Source organism: Treponema bryantii (genome assembly GCF_036492245.1).
GTDB classification, from domain to species: Bacteria; Spirochaetota; Spirochaetia; order Treponematales; family Treponemataceae; genus Treponema_D; species Treponema_D bryantii_C.
Map to the genome: position 1 here is coordinate 3,246,069 of NZ_AP025286.1, position 16,359 is coordinate 3,262,427.

Annotated in this window: 23 protein-coding genes; all 23 read left to right on the forward strand. The window is 29.6% G+C overall.

The window, feature by feature from the left end:
- Positions 1-2 precede the first annotated feature (2 nt).
- The gene (locus AABJ44_RS14125; RefSeq protein ID WP_338369676.1) at positions 3-455 is read left to right on the forward strand and encodes a hypothetical protein; all 453 of its coding nucleotides are present in this window, start codon (positions 3-5) and stop codon (positions 453-455) included.
- A gap of 250 nt (positions 456-705) precedes the next feature.
- Positions 706-1,164: an SMI1/KNR4 family protein gene (locus AABJ44_RS14130; protein WP_338369677.1), complete on the forward strand. Its 459-nt coding sequence runs from the start codon at positions 706-708 to the stop codon at positions 1,162-1,164.
- Between the two features lie 190 nt (positions 1,165-1,354).
- On the forward strand, positions 1,355-2,197 hold the full coding sequence (locus AABJ44_RS14135; protein WP_338369678.1) for an enhanced serine sensitivity protein SseB: 843 nt from the start codon (positions 1,355-1,357) through the stop codon (positions 2,195-2,197).
- 136 nt (positions 2,198-2,333) lie between these two features.
- Entirely contained in the window at positions 2,334-2,759 is a 426-nt protein-coding gene (locus AABJ44_RS14140; RefSeq protein WP_338369679.1) for a hypothetical protein, read from the forward strand.
- A gap of 60 nt (positions 2,760-2,819) precedes the next feature.
- On the forward strand, positions 2,820-3,056 hold the full coding sequence (locus tag AABJ44_RS14145) for a hypothetical protein (RefSeq protein ID WP_338369680.1): 237 nt from the start codon (positions 2,820-2,822) through the stop codon (positions 3,054-3,056).
- A gap of 99 nt (positions 3,057-3,155) precedes the next feature.
- Positions 3,156-3,635 carry a DUF2716 domain-containing protein gene (locus AABJ44_RS14150; protein WP_338369681.1) on the forward strand — a complete coding sequence of 160 codons (480 nt, stop codon included), beginning with the start codon at positions 3,156-3,158 and terminating at the stop codon, positions 3,633-3,635.
- Positions 3,636-3,950: 315 nt separating this feature from the next.
- Positions 3,951-4,664, forward strand: a complete 714-nt coding sequence (locus AABJ44_RS14155; RefSeq protein WP_338369682.1) for a hypothetical protein — start codon at positions 3,951-3,953, stop codon at positions 4,662-4,664.
- A gap of 298 nt (positions 4,665-4,962) precedes the next feature.
- On the forward strand, positions 4,963-5,586 hold the full coding sequence (locus AABJ44_RS14160; RefSeq protein WP_338369665.1) for a transglycosylase domain-containing protein: 624 nt from the start codon (positions 4,963-4,965) through the stop codon (positions 5,584-5,586).
- A 376-nt stretch (positions 5,587-5,962) separates the two neighbouring features.
- Entirely contained in the window at positions 5,963-6,817 is an 855-nt protein-coding gene (locus AABJ44_RS14165) for a hypothetical protein (RefSeq protein WP_338369683.1), read from the forward strand.
- 124 nt (positions 6,818-6,941) lie between these two features.
- The gene (locus AABJ44_RS14170) at positions 6,942-7,562 is read left to right on the forward strand and encodes a hypothetical protein (protein WP_338369684.1); all 621 of its coding nucleotides are present in this window, start codon (positions 6,942-6,944) and stop codon (positions 7,560-7,562) included.
- A gap of 346 nt (positions 7,563-7,908) precedes the next feature.
- On the forward strand, positions 7,909-8,490 hold the full coding sequence (locus AABJ44_RS14175) for a DMP19 family protein (protein WP_338369685.1): 582 nt from the start codon (positions 7,909-7,911) through the stop codon (positions 8,488-8,490).
- Positions 8,491-8,588: 98 nt separating this feature from the next.
- Positions 8,589-9,161 (forward strand): hypothetical protein, encoded by a 573-nt coding sequence (locus AABJ44_RS14180; protein WP_338369686.1) that lies wholly within the window; start codon positions 8,589-8,591, stop codon positions 9,159-9,161.
- Positions 9,162-9,284: 123 nt separating this feature from the next.
- Positions 9,285-10,325 (forward strand): hypothetical protein, encoded by a 1,041-nt coding sequence (locus tag AABJ44_RS14185; RefSeq protein ID WP_338369687.1) that lies wholly within the window; start codon positions 9,285-9,287, stop codon positions 10,323-10,325.
- 125 nt (positions 10,326-10,450) lie between these two features.
- Entirely contained in the window at positions 10,451-10,942 is a 492-nt protein-coding gene (locus AABJ44_RS14190; RefSeq protein WP_338369688.1) for an NUDIX hydrolase, read from the forward strand.
- 76 nt (positions 10,943-11,018) lie between these two features.
- Entirely contained in the window at positions 11,019-11,303 is a 285-nt protein-coding gene (locus AABJ44_RS14195) for a type II toxin-antitoxin system Phd/YefM family antitoxin (protein ID WP_074643711.1), read from the forward strand.
- Positions 11,293-11,643, forward strand: coding sequence for a type II toxin-antitoxin system RelE/ParE family toxin (locus tag AABJ44_RS14200; RefSeq protein WP_338369689.1), 351 nt, complete (start codon positions 11,293-11,295; stop codon positions 11,641-11,643). The genes AABJ44_RS14195 and AABJ44_RS14200 overlap by 11 nt, the downstream gene beginning before the upstream one ends.
- A 340-nt stretch (positions 11,644-11,983) precedes the next feature.
- On the forward strand, positions 11,984-12,592 hold the full coding sequence (locus tag AABJ44_RS14205) for a hypothetical protein (RefSeq protein WP_338369690.1): 609 nt from the start codon (positions 11,984-11,986) through the stop codon (positions 12,590-12,592).
- A 381-nt stretch (positions 12,593-12,973) separates the two neighbouring features.
- Positions 12,974-13,906, forward strand: a complete 933-nt coding sequence (locus AABJ44_RS14210) for a phosphotransferase (RefSeq protein WP_338369691.1) — start codon at positions 12,974-12,976, stop codon at positions 13,904-13,906.
- An 81-nt stretch (positions 13,907-13,987) separates the two neighbouring features.
- Positions 13,988-14,233: a type II toxin-antitoxin system prevent-host-death family antitoxin gene (locus tag AABJ44_RS14215; RefSeq protein WP_338369692.1), complete on the forward strand. Its 246-nt coding sequence runs from the start codon at positions 13,988-13,990 to the stop codon at positions 14,231-14,233.
- Positions 14,233-14,547, forward strand: a complete 315-nt coding sequence (locus tag AABJ44_RS14220; protein WP_338369693.1) for a type II toxin-antitoxin system RelE/ParE family toxin — start codon at positions 14,233-14,235, stop codon at positions 14,545-14,547. Before AABJ44_RS14215 ends, AABJ44_RS14220 begins: the two co-directional genes overlap by 1 nt.
- A gap of 104 nt (positions 14,548-14,651) precedes the next feature.
- Positions 14,652-15,185 carry a nitroreductase family protein gene (locus tag AABJ44_RS14225; protein WP_338369694.1) on the forward strand — a complete coding sequence of 178 codons (534 nt, stop codon included), beginning with the start codon at positions 14,652-14,654 and terminating at the stop codon, positions 15,183-15,185.
- 3 nt (positions 15,186-15,188) lie between these two features.
- Positions 15,189-15,593, forward strand: a complete 405-nt coding sequence (locus tag AABJ44_RS14230) for a peptidoglycan DD-metalloendopeptidase family protein (RefSeq protein ID WP_338369695.1) — start codon at positions 15,189-15,191, stop codon at positions 15,591-15,593.
- Positions 15,594-15,607: 14 nt separating this feature from the next.
- On the forward strand, positions 15,608-16,321 hold the full coding sequence (locus tag AABJ44_RS14235; protein ID WP_338369696.1) for a hypothetical protein: 714 nt from the start codon (positions 15,608-15,610) through the stop codon (positions 16,319-16,321).
- The last annotated feature ends 38 nt before the right edge of the window (positions 16,322-16,359 follow it).

Genomic DNA, 16,359 nt, shown 5'->3' on the forward strand with positions numbered 1-16,359 from the left:
AAATGGATTTTTGTAAGTTATTTCAATGTGTAGAATTATTTCACAATGCCATTGTTGAAATAAAGAATGAATTATCTATAGAGTTCCACAACTTTCCAGCAGGAAGTTGTGGAACAACTTGTATATTACTAGCAACTTTTCTAAATGAGAATGGATTTGAAAAAATAAAGATGATAATAGGCGGAAAAGAATTTTTTACAGAAAATTCATATCAAGAATATAGTCATGCTTGGTTAGAATTAAACAAAATCCTAGTAATTGATATTACAGCTTATCAATTTCCTGAAATTCAAGAAAAAATATTCATTCATAAGAATTCCTTATGGCATAAAGGATGGAAAGTATTGGAAGAAATTAAAGATCCCAATATTTATACTTCAATAGCTACTACTAATTCAGATTTTATTAATTACTCAAAAATTAAAGAAAAGATTTTAAGAAAAGAAAACACATAACATGCGCTTCAAATCCGACAAACCAGTCAAGCTGGTTTGCGGTTTAAGTGCGTAGTTATGCTCACAGCCTATTGGGCTGGTAAGTTTAGGTAAACAGTATGCGACTACATAGATTGGAAAATCTTTTTGGTTATATATAAATTATGATATATTTATTCGTCCATCTAATAGAAATTGGGAATGATACTGATTTATATACAAATGTGAAAAATACATTTTAGAAAACTGTTTCTCATTTAAGGGGGAAATTATGTTTGGGAACAATAAAGAAATTGTAAAATTTGTAAATAAATGGGCTGTAGAGCCAAAAAACGATCCTGAAATAGAACAAAAAATTGCTAGTCTTGAAAAGGCCTATGGAGTTACATTTCCAAGTAAATATTTGTCATTAATAAAAGAAGCAAATCCAATATATTGTCCTAATTTATTGGATTACATATCTGATAATGATATAGCTATTTATGATGTCCAAGATTTTATTGATCCGTTAAAAATAAGAGAAGAAACAGATGAATATATAAATGGTGGAATGCCAAATGGTTATATTGGATTCGCATTAGATTGCATGGGAAATATGTTTTGCTTCAAATACGATGAATTAAAAGAAAAAAAGGATGCAAAGATTTACATATTCGATCATGATCTTTGTGAAATAAACGAGGTGGCAAATTCATTTAGTAAGTGGATAAAGAAATTCAATTCAATCTAAAATAAATAAAAAGGAATATATTTTTTAAGTCAAGCTTGTAAAAATAATTATATGTATAGAAGAAAAGAGAAAAAATTAAGAAACAAAAATAAAGCATAACAAAGGTTCGTAGCCGACAGGCAGTCAAGCTGCCTGCGGTACAACCAGTTGTTATGCTGACACCCACACTGGGGTGCTTAGGAGAAAAAAAATGGAACACAAAAATATTGATGTAAACAAACCTGTAGAAAATCCAAAACTGGTTGAACTCTTAGACCAAAGAAATCATATATCTCCACAGAACGAAGATTGGGATTCTCTTATGAATAATATTCTTCAGTATATAGCTGAAGAAGGAGTGTTTCTTGCAGTAACACAGTTTGATAAAAGTAATGTTCTTAACCATGGAGACGGAACTTCAACAATACAAAAAGATACAGTCATTCAGTTTGAATCTCTTTCGACCAATGATGGAGAAACTTATTTCCCGATTTATACTGATTGGAAAAACCTTAGAGAAAATCCTAATCACAGTACTGGTGAAATAGAAACAATGATTTTGACATTTGAGGATGTTTATACATTTTCAAAGAGAAATACTGGAGCAGTATTAAACCCTTTCAGCCATAACCTACTTTTGAATAACTCTCTTTTAGAAAATATGAAAAAAGTTCTTGACGAAAGAAATAACAGCCACAGAGCTCAAATTGAAATTAAAAGTGACACGAGAGTAATGCTTGGTGAGCCAAAAGATTATCCGATAACATTAGTTGAAGCAATTAAGAATTATGCAAAAACAAACAAGAATATCAAAACAATTTATCTTAAGCTGATGGTTATGGAAGGAAAACAAAGTTTCCTTTTAATTGTTGATTTTAAGGGTGATAGAAATACAATTTTTGATCAACTTTTTAAGGTTGCTCAGCCATATATTCCTAAAGAAATGTTCCTTTATGTAGTTCCATATTCAGAGGAGTTTGGTAAAAATGCGGCAGATAATAAACCTTTCTATAAATTAGAAAAAACTGGATTCTTGGGATTTTTAAGGAAATAATTCTGATATAATGATTCTAAGAAATAAAAGAGCATAACAAAGGTTCGTAGCCGACAGGCAGTCAAGCTGCCTGCGGTACAACCAGTTGTTATGCTGACACCCGCACTGGGGTGCTTAGTAAGAAAAGGGAGAAAAAATGTTAATTGGAAGAATTTTGCTTGCACTTGCTGCAATTTTCGTAATTTTATTTTTTGTATTTTTTATAGTCGCAATTGTAAGAATTATAAAAAAGAAGACAGCAAAGAAGTATTTCTTAATATCCATTGCAAGTATATTTGCTTGTTTTGTATCCTTTTATTTGTGCATAACAATCCCAGAACAAGCGTATCAGGACGACTGTGATGTAGTAAGGCTTCAGCATCTTATTTATTATGGAAACTTAATCGAAGAATATAAATCAAAAGTTGGAAAATATCCATTTGAAGGAGAAAAACAACAAGTTTATGCTTTTGTATACAACAATACACAAAAGTATTATTGCGATGATACAAATCCATATCCTCATATACAAAAAACACCTAAAGAATTCTTTTCTGAATTGGAAAAAGGCTTAGGTCGTTAAATCGATCAATTATTTGATCCACAATATGTTCCAAGTGATAGACCTGTTTTTTATATCTACATGATTGATGGAAATCAATATTTCTTTGCTGTACATCTTTCTAAAAAATATTCATTTTCAAAAAAAGTAGATACCAAATATTATAAAACTGAAATTTCAAATATTCGCGATGAAGAATATCAGGTTTATGAAATGGAAGAATTGGAAAAAAATGAAGAGTTTAAAGAAGCCACAAGTAAAGATTTTGCCGGATATTTTGAAGTAAGAAAAAATCAACATATACGAGATTATGAATAAATAGCATAACAAAGGTTCGTAGCCGACAGCGGGTCGAGCCCGCTGCGGTACAACCAGTTGTTATGGCGACAGGCCACTGGCCTGCTTTTTTAGGAAGAAATGAAAATTATTGGAGATAAAGATTTACAGGGATTATGGGACATAATTGAGAATAAATATTGTTTCGGCCCTTGTTGTACTCAAAAAAGGTATAATTGGATAACGCTTCCAATTCCGAATAAAAAGTATTCAGTAAAAGAAATCTGGTCAAAGAATAATGAAAAACTTATAAATTCTTTTTTCGAAGAACTCACAGAAGATAAGTTATTTGCATTAGACTGGCAACATGATGGATTTACTTTTTCACCAAAAGAATATGATACAATAAATTTTGAATACTTTGATGAAATAAGGGGATGTAATGTATATTTTCCAACATATTATCCTAATGGAGATTATTATTTCTTCTTCGATAAAAATTTTGAAATTGGATTATTCGGGCATCCTTGGTTGAAAGAAGTATTTGTTCTTGGCGAAAAATTAATTCAGAAGTTTGATTCAAACAAAAATAATTTGAGAATAGTAGAAATAAAAGAATAAATTGACAAAAGAATATTTAAGAAAGCAAGTCAAGCTTGCTTTCTTAAATAAGAATAAAACTTTAGGGTTTGGACGAAGAAGTGATAGTACGCGGCTTTACGCCGCTTAGGAAAAGTATAATAATAGAAGCATACGCTTCAAATGGTTATACAGAATTTTCATAACGAAAAAAGTATTTTTGAAATCCAATTCTGTATAAGAAATATAATTGCCATAACAAAGGTTCGTAGCCGACAGCGGGTAAAGCCCGCTGCGGTACAACCAGTTGTTATGGCGACAGGCCACTGGCCTGCTTTTTTAGGAAATTAAAAAGTAATGAAAATAATATTTTATATTTTTGCAGTTCTTTTTATTCTCATCATTTTTCTTGTAGTATATAAATTAATTTCCAGAGAACTTAAAAAAAATTCTGAAATCCAAAAAAAGATATTAAATGAATGTAAAACCGAAGAAGAATGTAATACCGCATTAAAAAACTTAAAAAGAAGAAACATAAGAAAGGTGATTATTATTACATTAGCTTTTTATGTTGGTATTCCTATTATTTGCTTTCCTTGTTTATTAGTAATAAGAAAGATTTCCGTTTCTAATAGAAATCAAATCGTTACTTCACAAGAATATATAAAAAAATATTCTTATAAAGAAGAGTGGTTTCTTTCCGACACAGTCGGAGGAAATTCTATATATGAAATTAAAATAAAAACTTCTTCAAAAAATGAGAATACTACGACTGATGAAATACAAGCAGAATTATTTCATACAATTACGCCATTTTCTCAATCCATTTGTACAGATATAACCCTAAAGCTGACAAATAATAAAAAGTATGTTTTTTCATTTACAGATGCCTGGAATAATAAAGCATTTGGCTGGATAAAATTTGGTTCAAAAGAAATTGAATTATATTTAGACTGTAATGAGTTTGATGAAACAGGAAAAAACTTTGCACGACTATACGGAGAAACAATAAAACTCCATGAAACGACAAATGATAAAGATTTTCTGAAGAATGCATTAGAAGAAAAATAAAAAGGGAATATTTAAGAAAGCAAGTCGAGCTTGCTTTCTTAAATGAAATTGAACTTTAGGGTTTACGCGAGGAAGCGGTAGTACGCGGCTTAAGAAAAGTATAATAATAGAAGCATACGCTTCAAATGGTTGTACAGAATTTTTCATAAAGAAAAAAAAGTATTTATGGAATCTAATTCTGTATAAGAAATATAATTGCCATAACAAAGGTTCGTAGCCGACAGCGGGTCGAGCCCGCTGCGATACAACCAGTTGTTACACGGACGCCCGCACTGGGGCGCTTGGAGAAAAAAGAAAAATGAAAGTTATATTAAAGATATTAAAATATGTATTCATAATTCTTTTTTCTTTAATTCTTATACTTTATGTTAGCTTAAATATTTATGTAAAATCAAAAGAAGTCAAAGTAGATAAAAATGAATTATTAAGATCGTCAACAATTTCTTTATCAGAAGAACAGATAAAAATTGCAAGTATTGTTTTAAATGGAAATAGTAATCCAGAATTTCATAATTATATCTTTTTAATAAATGATGCATTTTCAAAAAGAAATTATGTTGCTCTTGCAACAGCTTTTAGTTATATCGGAGAGCATGACAATGATAATTTTCGGAAAAGCACAAGTAATGAAAGACGTATAATAGAACTTGCTACTAAAAGGTTCATCATGAAAAAAATTGATTATGTACCCTGTTATAATTATATATTTTCTAAATACTATTTTGGAAACAATATGTATGGTCTTTCAGATGCTTCAATTTTTTATTTTTCAAAACAATATACAGAATTAACAGACAAGGAATTTATTAGTCTGTGTTTATTACTCCATAATCCAACTTACTATGATTTTAGAAATGAAAATAATAGAAAACGATGTGAAGAAGAACTAAATAGAATTTATTTGCTTTATCGAAAAGAATAAAAAGAATATATTTTAATCGAGTCAAGCTCGATTAAAATATAAAATTGAACTTTTGGGCTTGGGCGAAGAAGCGATTAAATAAATTGGAAAATAATAGAAAGCAAGTCGAGCTTGCTTTCTATTATTTATTTTACTTTAGGGCGACATAAGATAGCAGTAGTACGCGACTTTCGTCGCTTAGGATTGTTCATAAAAAATTAGAAGCGTTGCTTCTATAAATAAACAATATTTTTTTTATGAAAAATAAATAAGAAAGTATTGTTTAAGAAATAAATTCGTGTAACATAGGTTCGTAGCCGACAGCGGGTCGAGCCCGCTGCGGTACAACCAGTTGTTATACGCACAGCCCACTGGGCTGGATAAAAAGGAAGGAAAAATGAAATTAAAAAATGTTTTAACAATCTTTTGTTTAAGTATTGTTTTTATAGGATGTAATTCAAAAGAAATTGATGAATTAATGAAAAAAAATGAATCAATAGAAAAAGAAAATAAAAAATTATCTAATTCTATACAAAAACTGGAAACAGAAAATCGTAAACTTAAGGAAAAAAAGGATGAAAAAAATCAATTTGGTTCACCAGAATTTGTATATGATTTTAAAATAAATACAATTATAGAATCAATTTTTAAGGATTTTCATTATGAATTTCCTGAAATAATAAATTTAGACAATGTAAAAAAATATACTTATGATGTTTCTAAATTTTCAGAAGAAGAAAAAAAGTTTTATGATTATGAAACTTATTCAACTATGCCAATAGACAATATTTCAGAATATAACTCTTCTTATTTTGATCAAAATAAATATGTAAAACTTACGGATTATGATATTGTAGAAAATTGTTTAAAAGAAAAAAAACAGAAATTAAATAGAAAACCTTTGGATAAAATTGAAGAAAATAAAATTCGCGAAATTCTAATTGGTTTTTACTCCTTTCTTGGACAAAAAAGTTTTAATACTTTATTAGATACATATTTCATTACAGATATTAATAGAGAAAAATATTTGGAATCTTTTTTAATTGATTATAGTGATTTGAAATATCAAAATGCCCCCTTTGAAATTTACATAAATACTTTTTTCAATGATGATATCGACAAATATGAAAAAGATACTATTTTAGTTGAACTAATGTATTCGCATCCAATTAATTATGTGAGTTTTGCCATAAAAGAAATTGAAGGAAAGTATAAGATTGTCAAATATATTGGAATTTATGATGAAGAATAACTTCATATATATTAAATAAACGTATAACATGCACTTCAAATCGGATGTCGGGTCAAGCCCGCCACCGTTTAAGCGCGTAGTTATGACGACAGGCGCACTGGCCTGCCCTTTTTAGAAAAAATATATGAAAAAACTTTTTATAATATTATTAATTGGGTTTTTGAATATTAATCTTTTCGCTCAGGAATTTCCGTTTCCACCGGAATTAAAATGGTGGATATCAGAAATTCAATCAATTGATAAAAATGCAAAAATCGAAAACTTTAAGTTTTCAGAAGAACATTCCATTCTTAATCAGGATTCACCAATATCATATAAAAACCGTTTATATCCAGTATTAAAAAAATGGAATTACTTTGGAAACGAATTTGCATATTTTGATATCTATGCTTCTCTTGAAAAGAATAAAAGTGGCAAATATTCAATTTATGGAGAACCTGACTCAGCTTTCGGAATATTTGATAAAAATGAAAATTTACTTTTCATAGATTTTTTCGGGAGTTCAAAAGGAATAGATTCATTTTGCTGGGTAAGAGACAACAGAATTATTGCGGTTGGTAGAGATATAATAAATTCATATGAAGATGGATTGTCTGATATTGATTTTATAATCTATGATTATTACTTAAAAAATGACGGGGAAATTATAGTTAAAGAATATACCTATAATATAAAATCAGTAAATATGGCTAAAATAAAATTAAGGTGGGTTGAACAAAGAACCGATTACTTTGAAATTAATTAACATGGTATATTTTTTAATCGAGTCAAGCTCGATTAAAAAATAAAATTAAACTTTAGGGCTTGGACGAAGAAGCGATAGTACGCGGCTTTACGCCGCTTAGGAAAAGTATAATAATAGAGGCATACGCTTCTAATGGTTGTACAGAATCTTCATAAAGAAAAAATGATTTAAGAAATCTGATTCTGTATAAGAAATATAATTTGTCATAACAAAGGTTCGTAGCCGACAGGCTGTCAAGCAGCCTGCGGTACAACCAGTTGTTATGTGGACGCCCGCACTGGGGCGCATTTGGAGAATGATGAAAAGAAAAATTCTTATAATTATATTTTTTCTAGGAGTTAATACTATGTTTTGGGGTAATGATTTAGGAAATTGGAAGGAATATGAATCCTTAAATAAAAAAACATTGTTCGGTAATGAAGAATATTGGAAAAAATATAATGGAATATCGGCTACCTTGGCAAAAGAAATACCACAAGCTTTCCTTTATGAAGTAGTTTGCTGTTATGGCTATTATGTAATAGGAAATTCTGAAAATGAAGAAATGCGACAAAAATTTCTTGAATTACCAGAAATACTAAGATATACAATGTTAATTGGTTTATATGAAGGTGAAATCAATAATGGAGGATTTGCGCAATTTTACGATAATATAGGTTATATCGTATTTGAATTACAAAAAGGTTTAAAATTTTTTGGTCTTAAAAAAAATAAAAAACTTATTGATAAATCAATATCATTAATAAAAAAAAGAATTGATATTTCGAATTATTATGAATTATGTTCAAAAGAAGAATTACCTTTAGATGAAATTGATGATGAACTAAGTAAATTAGATGATAGATTTTATGAATATCCTGAAGACTTTACAGAAATTATAAATTCTTATTTGGATAAAAATAGAGAACAATTAATTACGATAAAATAATCACATAACAAATGTTCGTAGCCGACAGCGGATCAAGCCCGCTGCGGTACAACCAGTTGTTACACGGACGCCCGCATTGGGGCGCAGGAAAGAAAACAATGAAATTTAGAAGTAAAGTTTTATTAATTTTTTCTTGTTTTTTACTTGGAATAATCTGTTTATTGTGTTTTTTTAATACAAGTTATTTTGAACCTTGGTGTCATGAAAATGAATGTTTTTTGGTTTATGGAATTACAAGCAAAGAATTAATTAGAAAAGTAAGAAGTTATTATTATTCAAATAAAGATATCTGGGTTTGGGATAAAAATGAAGAAAATGAATACTCTTTAGCCTTTAATCATTATACACCTATAAATTGGATTCCAAGTGAAGAAATTAAAATTTTAATTAATGATAAAATTTATCACATAAGTATTCCAGAGACAGAAGTAGTAAGAATAGAAATACACGGTATTTATAATTCAAAAGTAGAAAATAGAATGGGAAAAAGATTTATATGTACTTCGAACTCTATGGGAGAGATAAATCGGCTAAATAGAAGTGAAGAAAATAATTATTTAGTAAAAGAATTTGAAAATCAATTTATTAAAGAACTCGATGTGAACTATATTTGGGAAGAGCCACCTTTAATAAATCTTTTATTTCGAAAAATGTATATTTCTTTGCATTAACTAATTTTCAGAAATATAATAAATCGTGTAACAAAGGTTCGTAGCCGACAGGCAGTCAAGCTGCCTGCGGTACAACCAGTTGTTATATGCACAGCCCACTGGGCTGGTTCGAAGAAGGATAAAATGAAAATAAAAAGTTTTTTTATATTCTGTTGTTTTAGTATGTTTCTGATTGGATGTAATTCAAAAGAAATAGATGAAATCAAAAATAAAAATGAGTTATTGGAAAAAGAAAATAATGATTTGAATACTCAGATTAGTGATTTATCAAATTCTATAAGAGAGTTAAAAAAAACAAATTATGAATTAAATCATCAACATGAAGATTCTGAACAAAATATGATTTCAGATTTTGAATTGACTACACTAATCGAATCCATATTTAAGGATTTTCACTATGAATTTCCCGAAATAATCAATTTTGATAATATTAGAACATATACCTATGATACTTCAAAATTTTCGAAAGAAGAAAAACAATTTTATAATGATTATGTCGGTTGTTATTTACCGGAAATCTTTCTAACAAAAGAATATATATCTTCTCATTTATCAGAATTCACAATAAACTTTATAGAAAATGATATCGTATTTTGGGGATATAGAAGATCAAAAAATGGTATACATTATGATATTGAAAATAAAAAGTTTTATACATATACCACTTTTTCAAGCAAACAAATAGAAAATTTTTCAGAATACAAATCTTTTCAAACCAATGGAAGTGAAAAGTATATAAGATTAACCGATTTCAACCTTATTAAAGAAGTTATAGATGAAAAAAAACAGAAAATGAATAGAGAGCCTTTAAGCAAGTTAGAAGAAAATAAGGTATGCGAACTTTTACTCCAATTTTATTCATTACTTCAACAAAATAAATTTAATAAAATATTAAATAACTATTTTAGCTCAGTAGATAAAAATTATATTTCACACTTTGAATGGGATAGATATAATAATATGTTTTATATAAATTATGGATATCTATATGATCATGTTGATCCATTTGATATTTACATAAATACATTCTTTAATGACAATATTGATAATTATGATGAAGATATTATTTTTGTTGAATTAAAATATTCAGATCCAACTAAATATGTAAGTTTTGCAATAAAAGAAATTGATGGAAAATATAAAATAATAAAATATAATTTATAATATAAGCATATAACAAAGGTTCGTAGCCGACAGCGGGTCGAGCCCGCTGCGGTACAACCAGTTGTTAGGTTGATGGCGCACTGCGCCACTTATGTTTTTTTAGAAAAAGTAGATGGAGAAAAAAAGTGGAACTTTGGGATTTATATGATAGTAAGCGAAATCCTTTACATAAAACTCATGAACGAGGGCAGCCTTTTGCCGAGGGAGAGTTTTATGTTTGTACAGAAATCTGGGTAAAGAATTCCGAGGGCAAATTTTTAATAACAAAAAGACACCCCGATAAAAAAAGCGGTAATCTTTGGGAATTTTCCGGTGGCGGGACACTTGCCGGCGAAACAACAAAACAATCTGCAGTTAGAGAACTGGAAGAAGAAACCGGCATTAAAATTGATGAATCAGAATTAGAACTTTTTGCAACTTATCAAAAGAAAAACTATTTTCTGGATTTATTTCTAGTATGTAAAGATATTGACCTTAAAGATATCCGCCTCCAGGCAGAAGAAACAGTAGATGCCAAATGGTGCAGCCCGGCAGAAATTCAGCAGATGATAGATAATGGGGAATTCGTCTATTCAGTTAGTCTCCGATTTGAATTGTATAAAGATATAGTCTGTTAGGTTTATCTGTACGAAAGTTACTTTTTTCTTGTTAAATCAGTCTTAATATGGTAACATATAAAGACTGGAGGTTTTTATGATTACAAATGTTCAGGAATGCATTAAACCGATTTCTTATATAAAAACAAATGCCGCTGACATGATGAATTTTGTAAATGACAAAAAAGAACCGTTAATCATTACACAAAATGGTGAATCACGGGCAGTATTAATTGATGTTGAATCTTATCAGGAAATGAAAGATGCATTCAATTTGTTAAAAATCATTCAATTCTCTGAAATGGATGTACAAGCTGGAAGAACAAAACCTGCAAAAGAAGTTTTTTCAAATTTAAGAAGGAAGTACAATCTTGGAAGATGAAAAAATTGAAGAAATTATAATTTCAGAATTTGCCGAAGCAGATTTGGATGAAATTGCTGCTTATCATTATTCTCGAAGTCCAAATTACGTTGAAAGAATAATTTCAGAATTTGAAGAAAATGTAGAGTCTCTCCAGAACCATCCTAAAAGCGGAAGAATCGTTCCCGAATTGGAACGACAGGGAATAACAAAATATAGAGAATTGATTCAAGAATATTATAGAATCGTTTATGAAATCTCAGGTAATACAATAATAGTTCACACAATAATCGATGGCCGAAGAAATTTTGAAGAAATAATAATTTCAAAATTATCTCGATATTATGGTAACAAAACCTAACAAAGGTTCGTAGCCGACAGCGGGTCGAGCCCGCTGCGGTACAACCAGTTGTTATAGCGACAGGCTCACTGGCCTGCCTGGTTTTAAAATTTTTATAGCGAAGCAAGGTAGCGGTTGTATCCAGGATCGCAGGCTGGCAGGAAAAAATAGTAATCGTAAAACTGAACACTAGAAACTAAATCTGTTTTATTGTTAGAATATGCTATAACAAAGGTTCGTAGCCGACAGCGGATCAAGCCCGCTGCGGTACAACCAGTTGTTATACGGACACCCGCACTGGGGTGCAAGAAAGAAAAGTACGCGACTTTCGTTGCTTCAGAAAAGGAAAAAAAGGATATATATGATTTACACTTTTCTTTATGGAATAGATGCTATTTTCAGAATTAATAAACACTTTGTATTTCATACTACTGTTTATTTCTTTACATTTATTATTTCTATTTTAGGTTGGATTTTTTTAAGGAAAAATAAATCTTTATTAAAAAGCTGTTTAGGGTTTATTTTCTTACCGGCTTTCCCATTATTTAATACATTATATAATTTTGAATCGGATCTTCATCATTTCCATATAAAGAATTTCATTATATTTGGTTGTATTTTTCTTATAGTATTTATTGCAAGTTTAACTTTCATTGTATTAAAAACAAAGAATAATAATGTAAATAAAAGTGTGACACAATTTGTTTTCATTGTATTATCTGGCTTAATGATTTTTTCACACAGTTGCATAGAATTAATTCCAAATTTTGAAAACTATTTAAATGCACCATTCTTTTATTTTTCAATAATACTTATAATATATTATTACCTAAGAATTTTAATCATCAGACTTTATAATAGTAATAATGTAATATCACAAAAATTGAATACAATTTCTAATATCATATTTTGGGTTTATATAATTATATATGATTTTGCATGTTTTGGAATGGCTGCTGCTAGTATATAAAAAACTTTTATATACAACGATTAAAGCATTTATTATGTGTCCTCCTTTAAATGGCACTTAAAATGGAGAAACAAATGGAATTCTTAATTGAGTTACTTCCTATTATAACAATAGTTTGGTTTGTGTATTCTATAATACAATTTTGCAAGACAAATAAAGAAAATATTTATAAAAGAAAATCTTTGAAGAAACAAATTATAGTATCTGGAATAATTAATGTTGCATGGATTATAATTATTGTAGTATTTTTATATTTAATAACGGTAGTATATCGTTAAATATAAATCGTATAACAAAGGTTCGTAGCCGACAGGCAGTCAAGCTGCCTGCGGTACAACCAGTTGTTATACGCACAGCCCACTGGGCTGGTAATTTAGAAAAATGACAGAAAAAATTGTAAATGAAATATGTAATAGTTTTTTCCACACGCTTCCAACTAAAATCATAAGAAATACTGTTGGTTTAGCAGGCTATGTTTATACAGTCCAGATTTGTGACGATAAATATGTAATAAAAATTTCTGATGATAAAAATATAATTTCCGGAGCTACCTATTGGTTGGATAAAATAAAACATCTGGATATTCCAACTCCAAAAGTAATTGCAGAAAACACTTCTACATCTCCATATTATTTTATAATGACTTTTATATCCGGAAAAGATCTAGGTATTGTTTATTCATCACTTTCAAAAGATGAAAAGAAAAATATCGCAAAAAGGCTTATCTATTATCAGCAGGAAATTAAGAAACTTCCTATGGCAAGAGGATTTGGTTCACTTAATTCTTATGAAGATTCTGACAATCTATTCAATACCTGGGAAGACTTTATATTAAGCGAAATCAAAAGAGCCGAAGACGGCATAAGAAAAAATAATATTTTTGCCACAGAATATGTTTCGAAAGTTCGAGATTTAATTCCTGATTTTAGAGAATATTTTTTAACTATAAAACCTCAACCGTTTTTGGATGATGTAACAACAAAAAACGCGCTTATACATGAAGGAAAGCTTTCTGGAATAATTGACCTTGATTGGATTACTTTTGGAGATCAGATTTATTTCCTTAGCCTCACGACAATGGCTCTATTAAGTATGAAGGCTAATTTGGATTATATAGATTATTTGAAAGATGAAATGAATCTGAATAAAAATCAGGAAAAAGTTGCAGAACTATATGTTCTTATTTTCTGCATTATTTTCATGTCAGAGAAAGGAGCGTGTTTTAATAAAAATACACCAATTCCTGTTACTAACCAAGAAAAAAATCATCTAATAAAAATATTTGATGATTATCATGAAAAAATAAAGCACTAATTAATACTAAATATTACTTGACAGTTAAGAAATACCTTAAGATAATATGTTCGTAATATTTTACGAAGTTAGGAGGTACACATGATATCAATAAAACCTGTATCTGATTTACGAAATTACAATGAAGTGTTACAGGATGTCGCAGATGAATCTCCTGTTTTTCTCACAAAAAACGGAAGAGGAAGTTATGCAGTTATCACAATAAAAGATTACGAAAGATTAACCGCCACAAAAACTCTTTTTGCAGAATTAAAAAAAGGAGAAGATTCTGCAGCAAAAAATGGCTGGTTGGATACTGCTGAAGTCAGAAAAATGGTAGGTCTTTAATGTATACAGTAAAGGTTACTCCACAAGCTGCAGAAGATTTACTAGAAATAAAAAATTACATAGAAAATGAACTTCAAAATCCTATTGCTGCACATAATACTGTCTTAAATATTGTTGAAACATATGAAAACTTATCTACCCTTGCAGAAGCTGGTATTCCGATAGAAAGATATGTTCCCTTTCCAACTGATTATAAATTTGTTCTGGCTAATAATTATTCAATCTTTTACAGAATTGATGGTAATATTGTAAGAGTAATAAGAATAATGTATTCAAAACGAGATTTTGCAAGAATCTTGTTTGAAGATAAATAATCGTATAACAAAGGTTCGTAGCCGACAGCGGGTCAAGCTGTCTGCGGTACAACCAGTTGTTATGTGGACGCCCGCACTGGGGCGCTTTTAAGTGAGAAAACAAAATGAATACAATAGATACCATCATGACTCGCCGCAGTTATCGCGGTAAATATAAAAATCAGGCTGTTCCAAGAGAAGACTTACAGAAGATTCTGGAAGCTGGCCTTGCCGCCCCTTCCGGCTGCAACAAGCAGACCACTAGCTTAATCTGTGTTGATAATGCTGAGATTCTCAAAAAGATTAACTCAGTAATTGAACCTCCAGTTTGCGAAACAGCCCCTGCAATGATTTGTGTGCTTTCTCAAAAAATAAATGCGTATCGCGACAGATGTTTTTCCGTTCAGGATTATTCCGCTGCCATCGAGAATATGCTTCTCGCAATTGTCGAACTCGGCTATCAGAGCTGCTGGTACGAAGGCCACATCACCGACACTGACCGCATCTGCGACAAAATCGCAGCAATCCTGAATGTTCCAGATGATTATGACCTCGTATGTATTTTGCCTGTAGGAATCGCAGAATCAGAGCCTTCTATGCCTCGAAAGAAAGCCTTTGAAGAAAGAGCTTGGTTCAATGTATTTGGTGCTAAAGGATAAAAAATGGAAAAGAAATATTTACTTGTTGTTATTACAATTTTATTTTGCACTTCTCTTTTTTCGGAAGATTTAGAAAACCTTATTCCAAAAAAAACTAAAACTGAAAATGAATATTTTATCCCAGGAAATGAAGGAGATATTATTTACAGTTTAGGTGAAGGTGTTGTTGATATCGGTTTTGACAATATAAAAGGATTATATATTATTGCTGATTACAATTCACTGGGAATTAAAGTTACATATTGCAATCTTGGAACTATTTCAGTATCAAAAAAGCAAAAGATTAAAAAAGGAGATAAACTCGGTTCAATTGGAATGACAGGCTTTACAGACCAGACTGGTTGTTCCATGATAATTGAAATTAATGAGGATTCCTTCCTTTTTCAAAAAAAGAGGCTTGAATTCTAATACAGGAGATAAATATGAAAAAAAGATTTTTTTTGCTAAGTATAGTTTTTTCTTTGGTAGTAACTTCAATGCAATCTGAAGAAACGATTCTATCTGTTTTTGAGAATTCATATAAAGAAGAAAATATCGAGATTTGCTTAAAGAATGGATTAAATAAACTAAACATAAATTTAGATTCTGAAATTCCAACAGAACGATTATCTGCAATAAACTTCATCTTAAAAAATACTTATGAAAATAATATTCATAAAATGCGTGGTGAAGAAGATAATAAGGTTTATATAAAAGACACAGGTGAGGAAGCTGTGTTTGATAAAGATGGGAATCTTGTTACAAATGACTGGAATAAAGGTTCATATAATTATGGAACCTACGACAAACCAATTCAAAAATTTGAATTAGATATTTGGCCATGGCTTGTTTGGGGAAATACAAGAACAGATCCAACATCTTTTGCAGAAAGATTTTATTATTATTTAACGGATTTAGATATAGGAATTCAAAAATATATATTTTTGAAAAAGAAATCTGATTTAGAAAAAATTAATTATTCTGAATTAAAAGAATCTGATAAATTGGTGTATCACTTTTTTAATTATTTAATATTCAATGAAAATTACACATTTGATTTATCAGAAAAAAATATTAAAAACTACAAAAAGAGCGCAGATAATTATTGGAACTTCTTATCTCAATTATTTTCACTTTCTGGTTTCAGGAATGAATAAGAAAAACTTTCAAAATCTTCTAACCTATTATAGACTAT